The sequence below is a fragment of the Micromonospora sp. NPDC005215 genome (assembly GCF_040607915.1).
In the GTDB taxonomy this organism is placed as follows: Bacteria; Actinomycetota; Actinomycetes; order Mycobacteriales; family Micromonosporaceae; genus Micromonospora.
The window spans coordinates 39,653-61,564 of record NZ_JBEXHQ010000019.1; the positions used below are offsets into that span (position 1 = coordinate 39,653).

Genomic DNA, 21,912 nt, shown 5'->3' on the forward strand with positions numbered 1-21,912 from the left:
TCAGCGGCCTGTGCCGTTGGTCCGGTCCACCTCGAAGTCGTAGCATCCGCACCGGCACGGTCGGCCGGGAACCGGCGATTCTGCCCAACCCGGGGATCTTGCCCGTGCCCTCGTCAACGGGCACGATCGATCGGTGACGAATCGATGGGGCATGACGGTGCCGCTGGGCGGGATCGCACTGGCGCACCACGACGCGGCCTACGCGGCCCTCGACCGGGCCGGGTTCACCGACGTCTGGTCGTCCGAGGTCGCCGGGACCGACGCGTTCACCCCGCTGGCGCTCGCCGCGGCCTGGCAGCCGGGGCTGCGGCTGGGCACCGCGATCGCACCGGTCTTCACGAGAGGTCCCGGGCTGCTGGCGATGAGCGCGGCAGCGCTGGCCGAGGCCGCGCCGGGCCGGTTCGCCCTCGGCATCGGCGCGTCCTCACCAGTGCTCGTGCGGGACTGGAACGCCGTGCCGTTCGACGAACCGTTCCGCCGCACCCGCGACGTGCTGCGCTTCCTGCGCGCCGCGCTGCGGGGCGAGACCGTCGACGAGGCCTACGACACGTTCACCATCCGCCGGTTCACGCTGGAGCAACCGCCGGCGGTGCCACCACCGATCCTGCTGGCCGCACTGCGCCCGGGGATGCTCCGGCTGGCCGGTACGGAGGCCGACGGCGTCATCCTCAACTGGCTCAGCGCCGACGATGTGCCACGTGCCCTCGCCGAGGTGGGCAAGCGGCGCGCCGGCTTCGAGGTCGCCGCCCGGATCTTCGTCTGCCCCACCGAGGACGCCGCGTACGCCCGAGCGCTGGGCCGCCGGCTCATCACCAGCTACCTCACCGTCGGCGCGTACGCCGAGTTCCACCGCTGGCTCGGCCGGGACGAGGCGCTCGCGCCCATGTGGGCGGCCTGGGCCGCCGGTGACCGGCGCGGCGCCAGCGCGGCGGTGCCGGACGACGTGGTCGACGCGTTGGTGCTGCACGGCGCACCGGAGCGGTGCCGCGCCGAGGTGCGCCGTTACGTCGACGCCGGTGTCGACGTGCCGATCCTGGCGCTGCTATCCACCCCTGAGGTCACCGCCGGCGGAGCGGCCGCGCTACTCAGCCTCATCGCCCAGTTGGGGGCCGACCCCGTAGGAGCGTCCGCGTGAACCTCACCGACCGGATCGTGGTGGTCACCGGCGCAGCCGGCGGCATCGGGGCGGCGCTGTCCCGCCGCTTCGCCGCGGAGGGGGCCGCCGCCGTGGTGGTCGCCGACCTGAACGCCGACGCGGCGGACGCGGTGGCCGAGGGCATCGGCCCGGTCGCGCACCCCATCGCCCTCGACGTCACCGACGAGCAGCAGGTACGCGACCTGGTCGCCGACACCGAGGAGCGCTACGGCCGGATCGACCTGTTCTGTGCCAACGCGGGGGTGACCACCGGCGGGGGAGTGGAGGTCGACGACGCCGGCTGGGACCGGGCGTGGCGGGTCAACGTGCTCGCCCACGTCTACTCGGCCCGTGCCGTGTTGCCCGGGATGCTCGCCGGGGGTGGCGGGTACCTGCTGCACACCTGCTCGGCGGCGGGCGTGCTGACCGCGGTGGGCGACGCCGCGTACACCGCGACGAAGCACGCCTCGGTGGGTTTCGCCGAGTGGCTCGCCATCACCTACCGGGACCGGGGCATCCGGGTCAGCGCGCTCTGCCCGCAGGGGGTGGACACGCCGATGCTCGCCGACGGGATCGTCGAGGGTCACCTCGGTGCCCGGGTGATCGCCGCGTCCGGGGCGGTGCTCACGCCCGACCAGGTTGCCGAGGCGGCCATCGCCGGGCTGGCCGAGGAACGTTTCCTGATCCTGCCGCACCCGGAGGTCGCCGACTACGCCCGCCGCCGCGCCGAGGACCCGGACGGTTGGCAGGCCGGCATGCGCAAACTCATCCGCCGCCTGACCACCTGATCTGAGGCGGATCGGCCCGCCCCCAACCTGCCACCGGTGATCAAGAGGTTTGCGTCAGGGACGAGCCCGGAGGTGACGCAAACTTCTTGATCACCGGGGAGGCCGGGGGGCCGGGGAGGGTCGGGAGGGTCGGGAGGGGCGGGGGGATCGGTGTAGGGGGGATGGGTGGATGGACCAGAGCAGTCGGCGCCACCAGGGGCGGGCGGAGCGCAGGTTGGCGACGTAGACGGTGGCCAGCTCGGCGGCGCGGGCCGCCTGGTCGGCCGCTGCGGCGTCGGGGGCGAAGCCCACCTGGTTGAGCAGGGCCGCCAACTCGTCGACCGACGGCTCGTCGCCGGTTGCGCCGTCGCCGCTCGCGCGTGCGCGGGCCTCGGCGAGGGCCTCGCGGGCGTGCCCGGCCACCTCGGTGGCGGCCAGGTCGTCCCCGACCGGCCGTCCCGCCAGGCGCAGCGCGTCGGTGACCTCCCGCCAGGCTCCGGCGATACGTTGACCGGGATCACCCTGCGCGAGCCGGGCGCGGGTGAGTGAACGGCGCATCGCCCACAGGGTGAGCAGCAGCGCCCCCACCAACAGCAGTAATCCACCGCTGCCGCCAGCGACCAAAAGCGGGGTGGACACGCCGCCCCGGTCGGGCGGCCCGTCAGCGTCGGCGAGCGGCTCCGGTGACGCGGTCGGCTCCACGGTGGGCGCCGGCGCCTCCGACGGCGGTGGATCCTCCGGTGTCGGGCGGAAATCCTCCTCCACCGGCCTCGGCTCCTCGTTCGGGCGAGGCAGCGGGTCGAACGGCACCCAACCCAGCCCGTCGAAGAGCACCTCCGGCCAGGCGAACGCGTCACCGGCGAGCACCGGGCCCTGCCCGCCGGCCCGGAAACCCACCACCACCCGCGTCGGCAACCCGGACAACCGGCCGAGCACCGCGAACGCGGCGGCGAACTGCTCCGACGTGCCCTCCTGCCCGCCGCCGGCGCGGGGCCCGAAGAGGAAGAAACCCAGATTCGGGTACGCGTGCCCACTCGGCGCGTCCGCCACCACCCGGTAGTGCTCGGCCAGGAACTGCTCGATCGCCTGAGCCCGCGCGAACGGGGCGCCGTTCTCCTCGGCGAGCTGCGCGGCCAGCCGGCGCATCGGGTCGGGCACCCCGTCGGCCACCCGCAGCACCCGGGCCACCTCCTCGCCGGCGGGCACGTTCGCGCTGGCCAACAGGTTCCCGTCCGGCTGTGCCTCGGCGGAGGTCACCGCGTACCGCAGCCCCGGCGTCAACCCCTCCGGCCGGATCAACGTCCCGCTCGCCGGGTCGTACGCCACCCGGGCGCCGCTGACCTCCCGGGGCGTCGCCACGGCGGGCAGCAACCGACCACTCAGCTCCGCGACGGTGATCTGCTGGCGGACCGTCTCCACAGTGCTGTCCCGGGGCGGGGCGGCGGCCGGCAGGATCCGCCCGGCGTTGCGGTACGTCGCACCGACCCGCCAGGTCACCCCGTCGTAGTCGCTGAGCACCGCCAACCGGATCCGCACACCGCCACCCGCGTCGCCGGCCGGCTCGCCCTCCGGCGGGGCGCCATCGGACGCCGGAGGTGCGACACCGGCGCGCTCCGTGCCCACGTCGAGGAGCTTCTGCTCCGGGTGCAGCGCCCAGCCGGAGATCCGGATCAACGGGTTCTCGTCGAGCGTCTGCACCTGCGGCGGCTCCACGTACCGGCGCGGGTCCACCGGCCGTCCGTCGACCTGATCGGCGACGACCGGTCCGAGCAGCGCGACCAGCCCGACCACCAGCGCCACCCCGAGTGCCGCGCTGGTGGCCAGCCGCAGGCGCACCGCCGCGCGTACCCGGGGGGCCAGTTCGGCGGCCGGATCGGCGGCGGCCGGTGCCGCGCCGGTGGGGGCCGCCAGACCAACCGCCGCGACCGCGACGAACGCCACAGTCACCCCGACCGCCGGGGCGGCATTCGGGCCCACCACGTAGAGAGCGGCGGCGTAGAGCCCCGCCGCCGGCAGGTAGCCCAGCAGCACCCGGCCGGTGCGCAGCGCGACCTCCGCGCCGGCCAGCCCGGCCAACCAGGCCGCGACCACGGGCACCAGCACCGTGTCCGGGGTGGGCTCCACCGGGATCATCGCGGTCAGCAGCCGCGGAATACCGTTGCGCGCGGCGTCGCCGGTGATCTCCAGCAGACCGCCCGGAAGCTCGGCCCGGTTGGCGGCCAGCCGCAGCGACCACAGTGTCCAGCCGGCCATCGCGGCCACCGACACCGGTGCCACCAGCCAGGACGGCAGCCGCCGGGCGGCCACGCTGACCAGCACCGAACCGGCCGCCGCACCGATGACCAGACCGGTCAGCAGGTCACCCGCGTACACCCGGCCCAGCACCACCCCGGCGAGCGCGGTCAACCCGATCAGCGCCAGCGGGACCACCGCCGCCCGCAGCACCCGCGCGACGCCCGTCACCACCGGCGTACCCCGTCCCACTCGGCGGCGAACTGCGCGCCGTCCGCCGCGTCGACCACCACCAGGCCGGCCGCGCCCGGCGGCGTCGGCTCGGCCGCGCCGAACACCCCGACCACCACCGACGGGTACGCCCCACGCAGCGCCCCGACGTGCCCCAGATCGTCCCGCCCACCCGGCCCGGTCAGGAAGATCAGCGTGTCACCGAGCCGGTCCTGGCGCAGCCGGGTGGTTGCCGCGCGGACCGCCTCGTCGGCATCCGAGAGTTCGGCGGCGGCGAGCCGGTCCAGCGGACCGAGCGCCGAACCGACGTCCGGCACCCCGCCCGGCGCGCCCGGCTCCGCGCTGGCGAACAGCAACACCACCGGCAGGTCGGCGCGGTGCGCGGCGGTGACGATCGACGCCGCGGCCTCGCAGGCCGACTCGAACGACTCCGCCACCCCACCCACCCGCTGCGGGTGCGCGACGGCGCGATTGTCAAGCAGCACGATCAGGTGCGGCAGGCTCGTGTCCACGTTCTCCCGCACCATCAGCTCACCCACCCGGGCGCTGGTCCGCCAGTGCACCCGGCGCAGCTCGTCGCCGACCACGTACTCCCGCAACGAGTCGAACGTGATCGAGCCGTGGGGCACCCCGTCCACCCGGCCGTCGAGGCTGCGCCCCGCGCCGCGCGGCACCGCCGTCAGGGGGTGGACCCGGGGATACACCCAGACCGGCACCGCCGCGCCGTACGGGCGGGCCAACGCCACCAATCCCAGCGGATCGCGCCGGGTCACCCGCAGCGGCCCCACCGGCACCACCCCGCGCCGATGGGTCGGCACCTCGTAGCGGACCTCGGTGTCCCGGCCGGGCCGCAGACGCAACACCGGCACCGGCACGCTGCGCTCCCCGCACCGGTCCTCGGCCAGCAGGTTCGCCGACCGCAGCCGGCCCGCGTTGCGCACTGTCAACGTCATGCTCGCCGGCTCGCCACGCGCCACCCGGTCCGGATCGGCGTGGCGGGTCACCGTCAGCCGGGGCCGCCAGGCCGCGACCAGCGCGGCATAGCCGACGGCCGCGCCGGCCGCCGCGCCGAGCAACGTCAACTCGGGGTACGCGAACCGGAAACCCGCCCCCAGCAGCACCACGGCGGCGACGAGCAGCCCGATCCCACGGGCGGTGATCCCCATCGCGCTGCTGCCGGTCAGCCCTGCACCGGAGCGGGCTGCCCCGACGGCAGGGGCACCGGCACCGAGGCGACGGCCTGGCGCAGCACCTCGGCGGCGGTCATCCCGCGCACCTGGGCGTCCGGAGTCAGCAGCAACCGATGCGCGAACACCGCCTCGACGAGCGCCTTCAGATCCTCCGGCATGATCCAACCTCGCCCGTCGATCAGCGCGTACGCGCACGCCGCACGGGTCAACGCGATCACACCCCGGGGACTGACCCCGACCCGCACCTGCGGATGGGTGCGGGTCGCGGCGGCCAACCGGACCGCGTACGCGTAGAGCGGCTCCGCGATGTGCACCCGTTGGGCCATCCGGACCATCTCCCCGACGGTGGCGGTGTCGGTGACCGGGGCGAGCGCCTCCGGGGAACGCAGAGTCGCGCCGCGCAGCACCTCCACCTCGACCGCCTCGTCCGGGTAGCCGACGGACAGCTTCACCAGGAAACGGTCCAACTGCGCCTCGGGCAGCCGGTAGGTGCCGTCCATCTCGACCGGGTTCTGGGTGGCCACCACCAGGAACGGCGACGGCACCGGGTGCCGGACCCCGTCCACTGTGACGGTGCGTTCCTCCATCACCTCCAGCAGCGCCGACTGGGTCTTCGGCGACGCCCGGTTGATCTCGTCGGCGATGACGATGTTGGCGAAGACCGGCCCCGGATGAAACTCGAAGTCCCGGGTCGCCTGGTTGAAGATGGTCACCCCGGACACGTCCGACGGGAGCAGGTCGGGCGTGAACTGGATGCGCCGCCACTCACCCTTCACCGTGGCGGCGATGGCCCGCGCCAGGGTCGTCTTACCGACCCCCGGCACGTCCTCCAGCAGCACGTGACCCTGCGCGAAGAGCGCGGTCAGCGCCAGCCGCACCACCTGCGGTTTGCCGAGCACCACCGCGTTGACGTTCTCGGCCAGCCGGGCGGCCAGGGCGGCGAAGCCCTGCACCTCCGGCTGGGTGAGCGGCTCGTGGGTGTTCACGGTCGGCGGTGCTCCTTGCCTGGTGGTTCAGCAGGTGGGCAGGACGTTGATGTTGTCGCCGCCCTCCAGGTTGAGCCAGGCCCAGGGGATGTAGTTCTTCCCGCTGTACTCGACCTGCACCCACCAGGTGCTGCGCTTGTCGTTGTTGTAGATGTACGCGTAGACCTCTTCACCCGACTTCTTGCAGTACGCCTTCAGCCGGGTGCCGGGCTCCGCCCAGCCGACCTGCTTGTCGTTGTCCTGTTCGGCAACCTTGAAGACCTCGTTGCCGTTGCGGCCATTGACGTCTTGGTCGCAGTAGGTCGACTCCGGCCCGGAAGCGCCGTTGCGACAGGTCGCGATCCCGTACAGCGCCTGCGTGGCCTGGTCCTTGGTGGCCGTGCCCTTACCGGCGGCGTTGGTGGCCGTCACCGTGAACGCGTACGCCGTGCCCGGCGTCAGGCCCGTCATCGTGATGCTGGAGCACGCCCCGGTCTTCGTCGGCTCACCCGGCGTGCTCACCGCGCAGGTGGCCTGACCGCCGCCCGCGTCCACAGTGAACGTCACAGTCGCCGCGGTCGCCGTCGACGACGAGCCGGTCACCGTGACCCGTGGCTCGGCGACCGTACGCGCGGTGGCGGTGGCCTCCGGACCCGGACCCGCCTCGTTCACCGCCTTCACCTTCACCGTCACGTTCTGGCCGTTGCCCAGCCCAGTGACGGTCGTGCGGGTGTCGGTCACCTCGCTGACCCGCCCACCGACGTCCACCAGGTATGTCGACACCGGTCGGCCGTTGTCCTCGGCCGGCGACCACTGCACCGTGACCGCGCCCGGCTGGTTGGCGACGGTGCCGGCCCGCAGGTCGAGCGGCGCGCCGGGCGCCGCGAAGGGCACCACCGTGTTGCTGACCGGCGACGCCGCCGAACCGGCGCCCCTGTCGTTGATCGCGACGACGGTGAACGCGTACTGGGTGCCGAACTCCAGCTCACCGGCGGGCACCACCAGCTCCGTCTTCCTCGACTCGCCGACCGGCGCGTTCGCCCCCGCCGAACTGGCCGTCACCGCGTACCGTGCGATGGTGTTGCCCTGGCCGTTCGCCGCCGGCCACTTCACCAGCACCGTGCCGTCCGGTCGCTCCTGGGCCGTCACGCTCACCGGCGGGTCGGGCACCGCGGCCGTCGGGGTAACCGGGTTGCTGTTGCGCGGCGGACCGTCGCCCTTGGCGTTGACGGCGTGCACCGCGAACCGGTACGTCTCGCCGTTGGTCAGACCCTTGACCTCCACCGCGCGTTGGTTGGCGCCCACCTCCAGGCGCTGGCCGGCACCCTCCACCACGTACTTGATGATGTCGGCGCCGTTGGCGGCGGCCGGCCGCCAGCTCACCCGCGCCTGGGCGTTGCCGGCGGCGGCGGTGACACTGCGCGGCGCGCTCGGCTTGCCCACCCGGGGCTTCTTCGGCGGGGGCGGCGGTGGGGCAACCGGTGGCGGGTCACCGCCGAGCACGTCGTTGGCGTACTTGTTGACCTCGCGCACCTGGTGCTTGTCGTCCACCACCCGGGCGGTCGCCGAGTCGGGAGAGTTGATGAACAGGTGATTCTCCCGCACCTCAAGCTCCAGCGGCCCGTTCGCCCGCCCGTCGATGGTCTCGACCAGCTGACCCCCCGCGTCGAAGGCGTAGATCTTGCCGGTGGCCTCGTCGGCGCAGTAGAACCGGTCCGCCCAGGCCACCGCCGGACTGAGCCGGTCACCCTCGCCCGGCACCGTGAAGGCCCGCTCCTCCCCACCGTCACCCACCACCAGCACCCGCCGCTCGGCGGGCACGGTGACCGGAACCCGCTGCCCGCTGGTGCGCGTGGGCATCGCCGCCGCACCGGAGAGCGTCAACGACGTCGGGTGAACCTTGCCCTGCTGCACCCGCACCAGCTTTCCGGCCGTGCGGTCGAGCACCGCCACCCCCTCATCCAGGGTGGACACCACAAGCTCGTGGCTGGCCTCGGCGACGTCGTACGACTCGACCTGCTTCGGGCTGAGCCCGGCGCCGGCGGGCGCGGCCGAGGCCGGCGCGGACGGCAACGTGGCGGCGGTGATCGCCGAGACGGTGCCTTGGCTCGGCACCGCGATCCAGAGCCGTCCCGCACCGTCGAACGTGCCGCCGGTGATGCCCGGGGGATAGTGCACCGGCTCGCCGACCGGGGTCAGTGACCGCGGGTCGAGCTGCCGCACGATGCCCTGCACGGCGTCGACGACGAACGCCGAGTCTTCGTGCAGAGCGACACTCACGCCCAGGCCGGGGGTGGTCCGGGTGGTCGCGGTGAGCTGCAGGGTGGCCAGGTCCAGTGAGCTGACCTGCCCGGTGTGCAGGTCACGCAGGACCAGCAGCCGGTCGGTCTGGGTGATCTGCATCGGGTGCCGGACCGCACCGGGGATCTCGGTGCGGGTGTCCACCCGGGCGGTGACCCCGTTGACCCGGGCCAGCTCGCTGCGCGCCGCGCTCCACAGCCACGAACTCGCGTCGTAGTTGGCCACCGCGTTGTCGGCCGCACCGAGCCCGAGCACGGTCAGCCCCATGGCCGCCAGCAGCGCGGCCACCGTGCCGACGGTCACCAGCCCGCCCCGCAGCCGGGACCGGGAACGGGGGGCGTCGGTCTGAACGGCGTCTTCGATGCTGGCCACAGCCGGCTGCCTCCCGTGAGTCGTGGCAGGTGGCGTGCCTCGCGGCAACCCCTCCCCTGAGCCGGGTGCCATCATATGGCGCTGCTGGTGACGGGGGAACCCGCACCGTCACCCCTGTGGATACCGAGCGTGTGCGCAGTGGACTCCCAGCTCAGCTCGGTTCAGCTCGGCACGCCTCAACTCGGCGACGGTCGGGCCGAGGGACCGCCGCCCGACCCGGTGGCGCGCTCCCGCGTCGTACAGACCTGTCCCGAGGTCGCGAAGCTGTCGGTGGAGTAGACCGCCAACACGGTGAAGCAGTGATCCACTCGCGAGTTCAACCCGTTGACCGTGTAGCTGGTCCTACCCGGGTCCACGGTGGCCATCACCCCCAGGGGCCGCCCGGCCAGACCGGCGGCGACCATGAACGGCACCGCACCGCCGGACGGGTCCGTCCAGGTCAGCGTGATCGTGGTCGCGTCGTCGCGGAGCTTCAGATCGCCGGGGGGTGGCCCGACCGTCGCCTGTGCCGCAGCGGTCGGCGCGGTCCCCGCGGGCGGCGGGTCGTCGCGGGTCAGCACCACCACACCCAGGCCGGCCACCGCCACGACGGCCACCCCGGCCGCCACCGCCGCGCCGATCAGCGTCGCCCGGCCGCGCCCCGCCGACCCACCCCCATCGGTGTACGACGGCCGGTACCCGTCGTGCACCGGGTGGTACTGCTGTCCCGGGTACGGCACCTGGATCGGCTCGTGCTTCCGGGGTGGGTACGGGTCGTGAGTCGGGTACAGATCCCGGGCCGGGTACGGGTCGTGAGCCGGGTACGGGTCGTGGGTCGGGTACTGGTCATGGGTCGGGTACTGGTCCCGGGCCGGGTACTGGTCGTGGGTCGGGTACTGGTCAGGGTGGTGCTGCGGCGCCGTTCGCGGTGCGGTCGGCCGCGACCCGGCCGGGTCGGCGCCCGCGTCCGCCGACCACGCCGCCGTAGTCGGCTCGGCCGACGGCACGACGACGCTCGGTTGTGCGGTGGCCGACGCGGGCGGAACGGCGGCGGACCGGGCCGAACTGGCGTCACCCCTGGTCGGGGCGCTGTCCGGCTGGACGGGCGGGATCACCTCGGTCTGATCGGACAGCGCGGCCCGGGTCCGCTGCGTCGGCACCACCGCGGCATCGACGCCACCCAACCCGAACTCACCGTCCGCGCCACCGTCGTCCACGTCCGTCGGGGACCCCTCGGCGGGGTCGGCACCGGGAGTGGGCAGGGGTTGCGGTGGGGCGTTGCGGCTCCACGGCGGCGCGGTCAAACCCCACGGCGGTACGGGCGGCGCACTCACCGGAGGTGCGGAGACAGGGTGCCCGAAGCCGGGTGGTGCGGAGACGGGGTAGGTGTGTCCGGGTGGTGCGGAGACGGGGTGCCCGTGGCCGGGTGGCGCGGAGACGGGGTAGGTGTGTCCGGGTGGTGCGGAGACGGGGTGCCCGTGGCCCGGTGGTGCCGAGACGGGGTAGGTGTGTCCGGGTGGCGCGGAGACGGGGTGCCCGAATCCGGGTGGCGCGGAGACGGGGTAGGTCTGTCGGGGTGGTGCGGAGACGGGTTGTCCGTGGCCCGGTGGCGCGGAGACCGGGTAGGGATGGGCTGGCGGTCCGGACGTCGGGGACGGGTGCGCCGGTGGTCCGGAGACCGGGTACGGGTGGCCGGGCGGCGTCCCGATCGGTGGTGCAGCGGCGGGTGGCCCGCTGACCGGATGGGCTGGCGGTCCGCTCACCGGATGCGCCGGCCCTGACTGCCCAGCGGCTGGCGACGGTTGGCCCGACGACGTCGCGTCGATGGCGGACGCGTTGACCGGTCCCGTCGCCCCGGCTGGTCCGGCTGCGGCTCGGGCAGCCTCCTCGGCGAGTAGCGGTTCGATCTGTCGTACCTGGATCGTGGGGTTGTCCCACGGAGGTGCCGGCATCCCCGACGTTGGCGCGGTGCCGGCCGACGCCGGGGCGGGTGGGGTCGACGGCCGGTGCGGCACGTCGACCGCCGGGTGGGTCGCCTGGTCGCCCGCCCGCTGACGGTGCGGCGCGGTTGGCCCGGACGCCGGTCGCTGTGGTGGCTGGTGAACAGACGGCGGTGGCTGACTTTCGGCCCTCGGCCGGGGTGGTTGGCCCGGGGCGCTGGGCTGGGTTGGCGGGCCTTCCGCTCGCGATCGGAGCGGCTGGCTCTCGGGCACTGGTCGGGGTGGCTGGCTGACCGCCGGCCGGGCGGACCCGGGCGGTTGCTCGTCGGCGCGTTGGCGGGGTGCCACCGCGGGTGCGGCGGGCGGCGGGCTGGGCGGCGCCGGCGTGGTCGGGAGAGGTGCGGGCGTACGCCGAGCAACCGGAGCCGGCCCAGCGGCGGCGGGGCCGCGTACCCCTGGAGGGGTTGCCCGGGGTGGGGCCGGCGGGGGCGGCGGAGCCCAGGGCGAGTTGGTGGGCGTCGGGCCATCAGCGGAGGGCCGCATCGCGGCCAGGGTCGCCATGGACAGGGTCGGACCGGACAGTGCCGACCGGATGCCGGACTCCGTCGCCGCGACCGGGTCCGAATCGGGGACCGGCCCGTGTTGCTCGGTGGGCATCGACGCGGACGGGCCGAGGTAGGCGCGGGCGGCGCGTACCGCCGGGTGGTGCTCCCCGAGGGTGGTCGGCCCGGCGGTGGCGACGCGGGTGTAGTTGCGGCGGGCCTCGTGCCGGTTGCCCAGCTCCTCCGCGACCTCGGCGAGTTCGAAGGCGAGCGCGAGCATCACCGGGTCCGAGTGCTCCCAGCGCCGCTCGCCCGCCGCGAACGCCTCCTCCAGCACCCGGCGGGCGGCGAGCGGATCGTCCGCCTCGCGGTGCAGCCGCGCCAGCAGATGCGCGGTGTGCAGCATCTCAGGATGATCCTCGCCGTACGGCGGGGGAGCGGATCCGACGGCCTCCGCGAGGAGCTGCCGGGCGGCCCTGAGGTCGCCCGTGGCACGCAGGGCGAGGGCGCGGTGCTGGGCGGCTGCCAGGGGAGAGGGATGGGACACGTGGCAATGCTGCCGTCAGAGGGCCGCCGGACGCTACCCGGACACGCCCCGGGCGGCGAGTCGGTGGACGCGCAACAGGCGGTTCGAGCAGCGGCGGAAGTGCCGCAAGAAAGGCGCCGGAAGGCGATGTGCATGATCCACGAGCGGCGTGTAAAGTAACTCCCCGTGCGGCCCGTCGCGCCGATCACCGGGTGGAAAGATCATCTGGTTGGCGAGGTAGGCTGAACGTGTAGGTCCGGGTGGCGGAATGGCAGACGCGCTAGCTTGAGGTGCTAGTACCCGTATAGGGTGTGGGGGTTCAAGTCCCCCCTCGGACACCAGAGTTCGTGGATATCCGCGCGAGATCAACTTCCTCTCGCGCGGGGAACGCGACCTGCGACGGATCATATGTGCGCACCGTCTCCCGGGAGTCGGTGCTACCTGCGCTGACACCCTTGCCGCCCCGCTGGCGGGGGTCGGGTGAGTCGTGATCGCCCGCGCCCTCGTTGGCGCGACGAGCAGCTCGTCGAGGCGCTCGTTCCCACCCCACTGCCGGTCGCATCGCCGGAGCCGGCGCCGCTGCCGACACTGCCCGCGCCCGCCGCCCGGACGGGCGATGGCGTGCTGTTCGACGTGGCCCGACCCGACGCCGCCGGCCGGGTCACCGCTCGCGCGCTGCTGCGGGCCTTGGACTGGATACCGGGCCTCACGCTGCACGTCGACGTCGTGACCGGCGCAATCCTGATCACCCCGGCCGTCGATGGCGCGCACGTCGTTGGTGCTCGCAAGGAGCTGCCCCTACCGGCCGCCGCCCGACATTTGTGCGGCATCGCCACCGGCGAACCCGTGCTGCTGGCCGCCCTGCCCCGCCAGAACCGCATCGTCGTGCACCCCTCAAACACCATCACCGCGGTCCTGGCCGACCTGCACGCCCGCATCCTCGCAAAGCCCTCATGACCACCGGTCCCGATCGTGTCGCCACCGCCCGAGCGCTCCTCGAGCACCTCGGCCTCACCGCCGCCGACCTCACCGGCAGTAACCGGCCTGCCGTGCCGACAGTCGCCGAGTACCTTCCTGCTGTGGTCGCCGCGGCGAGCCCGGGCACCCGACGCACCTACGGCAGCTCCTGGCGGCGCATGGCCGCCGCCCTCGGCGATCGGTGCATCGACGAGGTGCGGGCCAGCGACCTCGAAGCCCTCATGCGACAGGCCGCCACAGGCGCCCGCCCTCGCCGCAACTCCCGACACGGCCGGCACGCCGGCGAGCACCTCATCGCCGCCGCCCGCGCCTTCTACAATCGCGCCATTGCCGACGGCTACCTCACCGTCGTGGACAGCCCTGCCCACCGGGTGCGCAAACCCCGTCGGCTGCCCAATACACGCCGCGCCCTTACCGCCGACGAATTGACCGACATCAACGCCGCCGCCCGCAGCGGCGGTAACGACATCGTGCTCGACGCCCTACTGCTGCGCCTGCACACCGAAACTGCCTGCCGGCGCGGCGGCGCCCTGGCGCTGCGCCTGATCGACCTGGACACCGACCACGCGCTGATCCGCCTGTCGGAGAAGGGTGGCACGCAGCGGTGGCAGCCCATCACGCCGATGCTCGCCGCTCGTCTCAGCGAGCACGCCCAGGCCCGCGGCGCCGTTACGCCCACCGACGCGCTGCTTCGCTACCGTAACGGCCAACCCGCCACCTACCGGCGCTACGACCTACTGTGGGCCCGCATCGGCCGGCGGCTACCGTGGGTCGCCGCCCAGGGAATCACCACGCACTGGCTGCGCCACACCACCCTGACCTGGGTCGAGCGGCACTTCGGCTACGGTGTGGCCCGCGCCTACGCCGGACACACGGACCGCCGAGGACCCGCCACCACCACCTATATCAAGGCCGACCTGTACGCTGTCGCTACCGCCCTGGCAGCCTTCACCGGTCAGCCACACCCACTGGCCGTAGGTGAGAGCGTCCTAAGATGATGATCAGACCTAGACGGTGGTCGCGTCCTTGATCTGGAGCACGACAGGCCCTGCCGCTGTTGGAGCGATCCAAGCCTCATAGGTGGGATTCCGGGTGTCGGTCTTCGTGGTTCCGAGCCAGGTGTAGCGGACGGCCAGCTCGTACGTGCCCTTGACGCGGTAGATCGCAAACTTCGGATCGAAGTTGGCGCGCGCGGTCAGAAGTGGATCACCCGTGGAAGACCACTTGACCTTCTCGGCGCCCGACGGCGGACTCCATTCGGGGCATCCAGCCGGCATAGCCGACTTGGCGTCTCGCACGCATCGTGTGAAAGCCTCGCTCAGCTTCGCGGCGACCAGCTCCCAAGGCACCTTGGGATCCTGCTTCACTACACCGGGGTCGCCTATGGCCGAGTGCTCCTTGATCTCCTGGACGTCAAGTCTCCCATCGACCCACTTCACCTTGGCCCAGTACTTCGCCGGCGTCACGACGCGGCGTAGCTCCTTTGAAGCGTTGTAGTCCGCCGTCACCATGACGGTCCCGAGCATGTCGAAGCGGCTCTCCGCTTCGGTGTAGTGAATGACCGAAGCTTCCAGAGGGTTGCCGTAGAAGGCCCATCGGACCTTGGAGACGTCCGAGGTCTCGACGATGGATTGCGGGCAATTGGCGGGGGTCGCAGACGGTGACTTCGCGCATTTGTCGAGCCAGCTACCTGCAGCCGCGACCACGGCCTCCTGCTTCACCTCAGCCGGCCAGGGATCTGACGTCGCAGGGAACGGCTCATCTCCCCCGAAGATGAAGTAGCCCAAGACAGCAAGAACGACGACGACGCCCAGTCCGCCACCACCCGCGGCTGCTGCCGCGCCACTTCCGGAGCCAGACTCTGTTGCCTCATCTTCTCTGAGGTCGACATTCGCTCTGGTTCCATAGTGACGATGGTGATGCGTGTGGGTGCTCTTATCGACGTTCCCTTCGTAGTAGGACCCCTTGACGTTGGCCTGACGTTCGCCACCAACGCCAGTTTGCCGATCTACCATGCTTACCTGCCCTCGCGGTCATCATGGCCTCGCTCGAAGTAGTCGCCCGCGACGTTGGCCTGACGCCCGCTACTGAACCCGGCCTGGTTGACCACGGGGCTAGCTCTGCCCGACTTCGCCGGACCGCTCAAGCTGTCCCGATGCTGAGCGCCAGACGAGGATGCCGAGCCGCTGCCGCTTCGAATCGTCAAGATCATGCCGACGATCGCTACCGGTAACGCGATGATGTTTGCCCAGGCCGCCGCGCCGTCGAGGCTCCCACTAAAGATCATTACTAGCGAGACAACGATCATCAGAAGGAGCGCGCAGGCGATCATTTGTCGTTTGGACACGACGTCCATCATGGGCGATGGACGCAAACTTGCGAACCTCCGACGATAAGGAGTGTCCTTGATCTGCCACGTTGGCGACGTGCATCTTCCTGGTGCGGCTTGCCCATGGTCCAAGGGGCGCAAGGCCATTCTTGAGCAGCAGTCGGTGTGGCACTTGGCAACGCGGTGGCCGACTCATCGGCTGCTGGTCGCAGCATCGGTCGGTCGTGAGCTGCCGACCGTGGCTGGGTGACATCCTGGACCCCGTCGCCGCCAAGGCGACCGCCACCGCCGAAGCCGAGGTCAGTGACGCATGACGACGATGGTCCGGGGCTGGCTCGTTGCCACCGCTCTTGCAGGCATTACCGGCCAGCTGCACCCCTTTCGATTAACTCCGGAGACGTCGGCATCCGAAGTTGATCAATGACGCGTTGAAGCCGACGCGCGACCGCCTGATGGAGTCAGCGCAGACCGCGCTGCGCGGCGACGCTCTCGGCTATCTTCCGGTGAGTGCCGGCCAGTCCCTGGGTGTCGAGCGCGCCGGCGAAGGGCTTGCTGCTGTCTGGTTTGACGAGCGCGCCCCGGCGGACCCAGACGTCGGTGTGGCGGATCAGATAGTTGGTGGTCAGGATTGTGGCCCTGTGCGCGAGGAGGAATTCGAGGATGCGGTGCAGTTTCTCGCTGTTGCGCGAGTACCGGCTCAGCGCCGATGTGCACAGTACGAGATCGCCTTCGGCGGCCTTCCTGAGCAGGTTCACCAGACCTTGGTCGAAGCGCGGGTCGATCGCGCTGAACAGGGTCACCGTGTCGTCGTCGGACGGTGGTGCCGTGACAACCTCGTCGCCAGAAGGCAGGCTGGGTGTGGGTGCCGAGGGCAGGCGCAGTGGACCGCGACCGCCGTCGGCGAAGGTGTCGGTCAGCGCGTCCAGACACGCCCACGCACGCGGATAGCGCCCGGCCAGCTCGGCGAAAGGGTTCGGCTTTTGATCGGCGATGGGATGGCGGCGGCGCGCGGCCAGCAGATGCGATAGCGGGCCGGTCGCGTACTCCGTCGCCGGGATGATCCCGCTGTCGAGCGGACCGTCGTGGTGTGCCTGCTCGAGCAGGCTGTTTCGCACCACGAGGGTGACCTTGGCCTTCAGGTCCAGCGGTGACGCCAGCGGCTTGTGGTCGAACACCTCCTCGACGAACGGTGCGATCAGCACGTCCTGCTCACGTTGCGGCAGGGCCGCCAGCGCCTCGGCCCGCTGCAAAACGTCGTCGCCGATACGGTGGGCCAGGTCCTCGTTCACGTCGCATGCTTCAGTGAGCATGCTGGGTAGCACGTCGCGGCAGTATTTGACCATGTGCGTTGGATCAGGGGCGGTCATCGCGAATGCCTCCGTCGGATGGGGACCAGGTGTCGACAGCGCCACACCCTAAGCAGATCGACGCGGTGTCGCGACAGACGCTCCATGGCGAAAGCGTCAAGGGCGGGGGAGGACTCAGGCGGGCAGCATGGCCTGTGCCGGCGTCAGCCAGTCAGCCCGTACGTGTTGCTGGGTCTGTTCGGTGACGCCCCAGTGGCCGCCGCAGGGCATCGCGTCTGCGGGGAAGGCGTACGACGCCAGGGGATTGTCGAACCGGGTGATTCGCGGCCGGTAGGGGCCACCGGGGAACCACTCGTGCACCGAGAAGACAGCCGAGACCCGCTGGTGCTTGCCGGCGGTGCGGTCACGGCCGGTGCCGAAGAACCCGTCACCCTTACGGATCATGGCACCGTTCGAGATCTGGATTGCTGACGTGCCGGTCAAGGCCTCGTGGACTTCCCGGATGTCGCACATGGTGTCACGGATGCCAGCCACGATCGTGAACGGCTTGTCGCGTAGCTCGTACTTCACGGCCTTGTCCTCGAGCCGCTCCCGTAGCCTGGCTGCGGAATCGACAGCACCGCCGATCGCCGCGCCATTGACCACGATGTCGTCGTCGGCGCAGATGCGATAGCCGGCGGGCAGCGCAAGGAAACGGACGTCGATGTCAACGGCTGCGCTCCGGTACACCGTTCCGGGCACACCATGCTCGACGGGCAACGCGGCTGGATCGTCGCGCAGTTGGGCGATCGTCTTGTCGATCCAGGCGACGAGCGGGCGCATCCGTGGGGCGCGGTCCCACCTTCGGATCTCCACCATGATCGAGTGAGTGGTCAGCGTCAGCCGGGTGTTCAGGTCATCGACCAGCACGGCGTGGCGGCGCTGTTCCGCGGTCCAGTCCTCGCGCAGCGTCAGTGTCAGAACCTCCACCGCCCCCACGTAGGAGCCGTCGGCCGCGTAGAGGCGAAAGTCGGGACGGGTGCCGGTGCCCTCCTCGTAGCTCACCCGGTACCGGCGAGACAGCAGGTCGTGCACGAATAGCTCGTCGAGCGCGCTGTACAGCCGCGTGTCGTCCGGCGCCCGCAGCTCGGCGTGCAGCCGCCCATCCCGGTCCGGGAACCGTGAGTACATATCGTTGATGATGCGCCGCCCCTGCGCGGCCTGCGGCCGGGTGCACTCCAAGAACCAATTCACCGTCGGTTCCGCTGGGCTGATTCCACGCTCTCGAGTGATACGCGGCTCATCGAACACCCTGCCCATCATGGCCGCGACCCTAGTGGCCAATTGCTCTGCCGACCAAGCCAAATTGACGGCGCGTCACCTGCGGCGACGCTACCCATCTAGACGGCGGCTCGCCTGACTCATCAGAGCTGAGGACCTGAACGCTCGGTCACCTTCCTTCGCGCCTCGGTGCTCACGATGAGAAGCATGGGCAAGCCGGGCACAGGAACAAGGGAGAGGGGGAGGTGCGCAGCGAGTGCCTCACCCTTGCTTCCAGGCGGTCCACGAGACAACCCATTCCCGTACCGGCCGGACTGCGGGCAGTTGTTCTCGCCCCAGGAGCACTGCTTCGACAGCTTCGACGGCTGCCCGCTGTTCAGCTTCGCGGTCGCCGAGTGACTCGCACGCCACCATCAGCAGGTCGTCGTGTACGAAGGTCCGACACGGCTGGCCCGTCTGCTGCTTGATCAGCAATCGAATGGCTTTGCGCAGTGCAGAAAGTTGGTCGCCGGGCACCCGCCGTACCTCTGCGTACCCGTGCTGCCGTACCAGGTTGACGACCAGTTGCGCCACGACCGGCACTCGTTCATCGACCGCAGGCTCCGGGAACAGACGGTCCATCAACGCCAGACACCGTCGACACGTTGGCGCAAACGCCGGCTCCCGGTACCGGCTGACTTGTCCGCCATCACCGCCGGCCATCACCAACCAGGCCCGACCGCACGTCGTCGTCTGCGCCCAGACCGCTTCCTCAAGCGCGGCGAGGTCGTATCGTCGTTTGACCAGTTCCCGGTCGCTGTCCGCCTGGTAGAAGTGTGCCTCGGACAGGGCGCCGCGGCCTGCTTCAGGCGGGTTGTTACGGCGTACGAGGTGAACGGCCTCACCTCCACTGACCACGGCGAGGAGAAGCTGCGACGTTCCGGCCGTGATGACGTTCGGTCCGTGTAGCCCTTCAGGCATGCCAGCATCCCTCACGTCAGGAGGTGTATCGGACCGACCTACCGGTAACGGAGGCATCCTGCCAGACAGCAGCAGGCCCCAGGTGGGGCTGTCGACGCTGATGCGGTTGCGCTACGGCCGTTTGTCGGGATCGAGGGCGTGAATGAGATGTCCGATCCTTTGCTGGTCGGGTGCCGGCCAGTACAGGTAGCGCGGACCGAGGAAGCAATGGAAAGCCCGGCAGGCGAACAGCTCCTCGAACAGGTCAGCGGGCGTCGCGATGAGCAGACCAAACGGCCGCAACGCGTCCGTGGCTTTGAGGATCCCGACGTCGCGCGTCAAGAAGACGTTCGCGCCGACCTGGAGCGCGTCATGCACCAGCCGGCGGTCGTTTCCGGCTGGAACAGCCGTCAAGGCACGCCTCATCTCCCGCTCGGGCAGGACCAGCAGCCCTTCGCGGGAGGGGCGCTCCTCCGGTTCCCCCCAGCCCAAGAGTTGTAGCGCGGCGGTGAACTCCTCGAAGGCAAGCAGCCGCTGCACACGACGCTCCTGGGACAGAGTCTTCTTCGCATCGTCGACGGACGCCGCGAGCATGATGAAGCGAATGTCCCGAACCGCCCACAGGGCGAGAACAAGTTGCAGCGATTCCAGGTCTGTCGCGTAATCCTCGCCGGACACAAGACCAACGACGCTGTCGCCCGTCCAGATCCGATGCCCATACGTGAAATAATCGATCAACAGATTCGTGTCCCAGGCGACATGCAGGGGACCCCGCCCTCGTCGTCCCGTGAAGAGCCGCACATTGTCCTCGTACACGAAGTGCGGGCCCTCAGGAGGAGCAAACAGCGCGGCCCGTTCCAGCATCCGCGTCACCTCATCAGCGCCGACGGAGACCCGCAGCCGTCGGGCCATCTCGTTAGCCAGGTGGAAGCCCCACCTTTCGTCGTCGCGGTACGCGGCAGTGGCATCGACGTAGAGCAACACCACCTCATCGTCTCAAGCGCCCACCGCCGATCCAAGCCACTAACGTGCGGGCCGTAGGCGTGTCGGCAGTCGGGACGTTGTGTCGTCATGACACGACCTACCCGAGCCCTTGAGCGCCTCGTTCGTCCGCTCATCCCTGCTGCCTCGCCCGCGCGGCCGAGCCCACGACCGATGCCGATGCCAGTGCTACCCGCCCGCGTTTGCCCGCCGGCAATCATCGACGCCCCGGGGCTGCTGCTGTGGATGGCTCTCCCCGCTCGCTGCGGCCGGGTGAGCGCCCAGCACCTCCTGCACGCGATCGGCTGGGCACCGGGACATCGCCTCGACATCCAACTGTGCCACGGCATGCTCGTCATCACCTCCGCGCAGGACGACCGGTACCAGGTGGGCAACCGAGGCGAACTGCCCCTGCCGGCGAGCGCCCGGCAGATGTGCCGGATCGAGCCCGGCCAGCCTGTCCTCCTGGCCGCCTTCATCACGCATGACCTGCTCGTCGTTCATCCCGTCAGCACCGTCGCCCGCCTCCTCACCGACCTGCACCACCAGATGTCAGGGGGCGACAGTGACCGCTGACCCGTCTGCTGTCGCCGCCGCACACCAGGTCCTTGCCCACCTGGGCGTCACCGTGGCCGACCTCCAAGCCCACCCTTGCGCTCGGGCCGCCCTACCCACGGTCGCGGAGTACCTACCGCGCGTTCTCGCCGCAGCCGGGCCTGGAGCACGCCGCACGTACGGCACCTACTGGGAACGAATGGCCGCCACCTGGCCCGACCGACCGTTGGACGGCGTCGTCGCCAGCGACATCGAGGCCTTGAAACAACTGATGATGACCAGCGCGGTGTCGCGGCGCAACAGCCGCAACGGCCGGCACGCCGGCGAGCACGTCGTCGCCGCCGCCCGCGCCTTCTACACCCGGGCCATCGCCGATGGCCTGATCGACGCCTCCGCCAGCCCCGCCCACCGGGTCGCGAAACCCCGCCGCCTGCCCAGCACCCGCCGCGCCCTCACCACACACGAGCTGGAAGAAATCAATATCGAGGCTCGTACCAGCGGCAACGACGTCATCCTCGACGCACTGGTCCTGCGCCTGCACACCGAAACCGCCTGCCGCCGCGGCGGCGCACTGGCCCTGCGCCTGGTCGACCTGGACACCATCAACGGACTCGTCCGCCTGACCGAGAAGGGCGCCACCATCCGGTGGCAACCGATCACCCTCGACCTCGCCGAACACCTGTACGAACACGCCCGCGCCCGCGGCGCGGTCCTGCTCACCGACGCGCTCCTGCGCAACCGTGCCGGCCAACCGATCACGAGCCGCCGCTACGACCACCTGTGGAAACGCCTCGGCGAGCGCCTGCCGTGGGTCGCCGTGCACGGCGTATCCACACACTGGCTACGCCACACCACGCTCACCTGGGTGGAACGGCACTTCGGCTACGGCATCGCCCGCGCCTACGCCGGTCACACCGACAGCCCCGGATCCTCCACCACCACCTACATCAAGGCTGATCTGCACGACGTGGCCAACGCACTGTCGGCCATGACCGGCCAACCCCATCCGCTGGCCCGTCTGATAGATCGCGCCGACCGGTGTTCGCAGGCGAGCGGCGCCGTCTCACCCACGACCAAGTAAGGGATGGGGGCCGCGTGCGGCGCTCCGGGCCAGACGGCTCCGGGGTCACCGCACGCGGCGGGGCCCCGCGAGGCACGCTCAACTGAACACAGCGTCGAATCCCGCGGCTCCCCGCAGCGACGACGCACTTGGCCGCCGGCTGCTGTAGAAGCCATGGCGCGCAGTAGGAGTTTCCGTACCCGTTTCGGTCTTGCACCTGCACAGGTGCCTGCCGCAGCCCGCGACGTCGCTCGCCGTCAGGACCCCTGTGCCGATGGCACGGCTCGTCAAGGACCATGACGAAGGCGTGGGGACCTACTGGA

Annotated in this window: 16 protein-coding genes, 1 tRNA gene and 2 pseudogenes; 7 read left to right on the forward strand and 12 right to left on the reverse strand. The window is 71.1% G+C overall.

The genetic code is table 11. The features are described 5' to 3' along the window. Positions 1-151: 151 nt before the first annotated feature. Both ABZU25_RS16445 and ABZU25_RS16450 read left to right on the forward strand, forming a co-directional pair. Entirely contained in the window at positions 152-1,135 is a 984-nt protein-coding gene (locus tag ABZU25_RS16445; RefSeq protein WP_355030236.1) for an LLM class F420-dependent oxidoreductase, read from the forward strand. Next, on the forward strand, positions 1,132-1,923 hold the full coding sequence (locus tag ABZU25_RS16450) for an SDR family oxidoreductase (protein WP_355030169.1): 792 nt from the start codon (positions 1,132-1,134) through the stop codon (positions 1,921-1,923). Before ABZU25_RS16445 ends, ABZU25_RS16450 begins: the two co-directional genes overlap by 4 nt. A 90-nt stretch (positions 1,924-2,013) precedes the next feature. Here ABZU25_RS16450 and ABZU25_RS16455 read toward each other — a convergent pair whose 3' ends face one another. The 6 genes and pseudogenes from ABZU25_RS16455 to ABZU25_RS16480 form a co-directional block, all read right to left on the reverse strand. Continuing rightward, positions 2,014-4,368 carry a transglutaminaseTgpA domain-containing protein gene (locus tag ABZU25_RS16455; RefSeq protein ID WP_355030170.1) on the reverse strand — a complete coding sequence of 785 codons (2,355 nt, stop codon included), beginning with the start codon at positions 4,366-4,368 and terminating at the stop codon, positions 2,014-2,016. Next, the gene (locus tag ABZU25_RS16460) at positions 4,362-5,531 is read right to left on the reverse strand and encodes a DUF58 domain-containing protein (protein WP_355030171.1); all 1,170 of its coding nucleotides are present in this window, start codon (positions 5,529-5,531) and stop codon (positions 4,362-4,364) included. The genes ABZU25_RS16455 and ABZU25_RS16460 overlap by 7 nt, the downstream gene beginning before the upstream one ends. Before the next feature lie 14 nt (positions 5,532-5,545). Next, complete coding sequence (locus ABZU25_RS16465; protein ID WP_355030172.1) at positions 5,546-6,541, reverse strand: MoxR family ATPase; 996 nt, start codon at positions 6,539-6,541, stop codon at positions 5,546-5,548. 27 nt (positions 6,542-6,568) lie between these two features. Beyond that, entirely contained in the window at positions 6,569-9,193 is a 2,625-nt protein-coding gene (locus tag ABZU25_RS16470) for a fibronectin type III domain-containing protein (RefSeq protein WP_355030173.1), read from the reverse strand. A 176-nt stretch (positions 9,194-9,369) separates the two neighbouring features. After that, positions 9,370-9,801: pseudogene (locus ABZU25_RS16475) on the reverse strand (fibronectin type III domain-containing protein); the annotation flags it as partial. A gap of 1,983 nt (positions 9,802-11,784) precedes the next feature. Continuing rightward, positions 11,785-12,183, reverse strand: a pseudogene (locus ABZU25_RS16480) (tetratricopeptide repeat protein); the annotation flags it as partial. Positions 12,184-12,434: 251 nt separating this feature from the next. On the opposite strand from ABZU25_RS16480, the gene ABZU25_RS16485 reads away from it, so the two are divergent. The 3 genes from ABZU25_RS16485 to ABZU25_RS16495 all read left to right on the forward strand — a co-directional run bounded on the left by ABZU25_RS16485 (position 12,435) and on the right by ABZU25_RS16495 (position 14,156). After that, positions 12,435-12,521: transfer RNA gene (locus tag ABZU25_RS16485), tRNA-Leu, on the forward strand. Between the two features lie 139 nt (positions 12,522-12,660). Continuing rightward, positions 12,661-13,137: a hypothetical protein gene (locus tag ABZU25_RS16490; protein ID WP_355030174.1), complete on the forward strand. Its 477-nt coding sequence runs from the start codon at positions 12,661-12,663 to the stop codon at positions 13,135-13,137. Next, on the forward strand, positions 13,134-14,156 hold the full coding sequence (locus tag ABZU25_RS16495) for a site-specific integrase (RefSeq protein ID WP_355030175.1): 1,023 nt from the start codon (positions 13,134-13,136) through the stop codon (positions 14,154-14,156). The genes ABZU25_RS16490 and ABZU25_RS16495 overlap by 4 nt, the downstream gene beginning before the upstream one ends. 9 nt (positions 14,157-14,165) lie before the next feature. Here the strand turns inward: ABZU25_RS16495 and ABZU25_RS16500 are convergent, their stop codons facing one another. The 6 genes from ABZU25_RS16500 to ABZU25_RS16525 form a co-directional block, all read right to left on the reverse strand. Then, on the reverse strand, positions 14,166-15,173 hold the full coding sequence (locus ABZU25_RS16500; RefSeq protein WP_355030176.1) for a hypothetical protein: 1,008 nt from the start codon (positions 15,171-15,173) through the stop codon (positions 14,166-14,168). Positions 15,174-15,175: 2 nt separating this feature from the next. Then, complete coding sequence (locus ABZU25_RS16505) at positions 15,176-15,505, reverse strand: hypothetical protein (protein ID WP_355030177.1); 330 nt, start codon at positions 15,503-15,505, stop codon at positions 15,176-15,178. A 440-nt stretch (positions 15,506-15,945) separates the two neighbouring features. Beyond that, complete coding sequence (locus ABZU25_RS16510) at positions 15,946-16,776, reverse strand: hypothetical protein (RefSeq protein ID WP_355030178.1); 831 nt, start codon at positions 16,774-16,776, stop codon at positions 15,946-15,948. Between the two features lie 192 nt (positions 16,777-16,968). Beyond that, positions 16,969-18,096, reverse strand: a complete 1,128-nt coding sequence (locus ABZU25_RS16515; RefSeq protein ID WP_355030179.1) for a hypothetical protein — start codon at positions 18,094-18,096, stop codon at positions 16,969-16,971. Between the two features lie 219 nt (positions 18,097-18,315). Then, positions 18,316-19,014 (reverse strand): hypothetical protein, encoded by a 699-nt coding sequence (locus ABZU25_RS16520; RefSeq protein WP_355030180.1) that lies wholly within the window; start codon positions 19,012-19,014, stop codon positions 18,316-18,318. Between the two features lie 111 nt (positions 19,015-19,125). Next, the gene (locus ABZU25_RS16525) at positions 19,126-19,977 is read right to left on the reverse strand and encodes a hypothetical protein (RefSeq protein WP_355030181.1); all 852 of its coding nucleotides are present in this window, start codon (positions 19,975-19,977) and stop codon (positions 19,126-19,128) included. 243 nt (positions 19,978-20,220) lie between these two features. On the opposite strand from ABZU25_RS16525, the gene ABZU25_RS16530 reads away from it, so the two are divergent. Both ABZU25_RS16530 and ABZU25_RS16535 read left to right on the forward strand, forming a co-directional pair. Beyond that, positions 20,221-20,550: a hypothetical protein gene (locus ABZU25_RS16530; RefSeq protein ID WP_355030182.1), complete on the forward strand. Its 330-nt coding sequence runs from the start codon at positions 20,221-20,223 to the stop codon at positions 20,548-20,550. Continuing rightward, on the forward strand, positions 20,540-21,610 hold the full coding sequence (locus tag ABZU25_RS16535) for a site-specific integrase (protein WP_355030183.1): 1,071 nt from the start codon (positions 20,540-20,542) through the stop codon (positions 21,608-21,610). Before ABZU25_RS16530 ends, ABZU25_RS16535 begins: the two co-directional genes overlap by 11 nt. Positions 21,611-21,912 lie beyond the last annotated feature (302 nt).

Coding starts and splice junctions, on each gene's coding strand:
- ABZU25_RS16445 (WP_355030236.1), top strand. CDS start 152: ATGACGGTGCCGCTGGGCGGGATCGCACTGGCGCACCACGACGCGGCC.
- ABZU25_RS16460 (WP_355030171.1), bottom strand. CDS start 5,531: ATGGGGATCACCGCCCGTGGGATCGGGCTGCTCGTCGCCGCCGTGGTG.
- ABZU25_RS16495 (WP_355030175.1), top strand. CDS start 13,134: ATGACCACCGGTCCCGATCGTGTCGCCACCGCCCGAGCGCTCCTCGAG.
- ABZU25_RS16500 (WP_355030176.1), bottom strand. CDS start 15,173: ATGGTAGATCGGCAAACTGGCGTTGGTGGCGAACGTCAGGCCAACGTC.
- ABZU25_RS16515 (WP_355030179.1), bottom strand. CDS start 18,096: ATGATGGGCAGGGTGTTCGATGAGCCGCGTATCACTCGAGAGCGTGGA.
- ABZU25_RS16520 (WP_355030180.1), bottom strand. CDS start 19,014: ATGCCTGAAGGGCTACACGGACCGAACGTCATCACGGCCGGAACGTCG.
- ABZU25_RS16530 (WP_355030182.1), top strand. CDS start 20,221: ATGGCTCTCCCCGCTCGCTGCGGCCGGGTGAGCGCCCAGCACCTCCTG.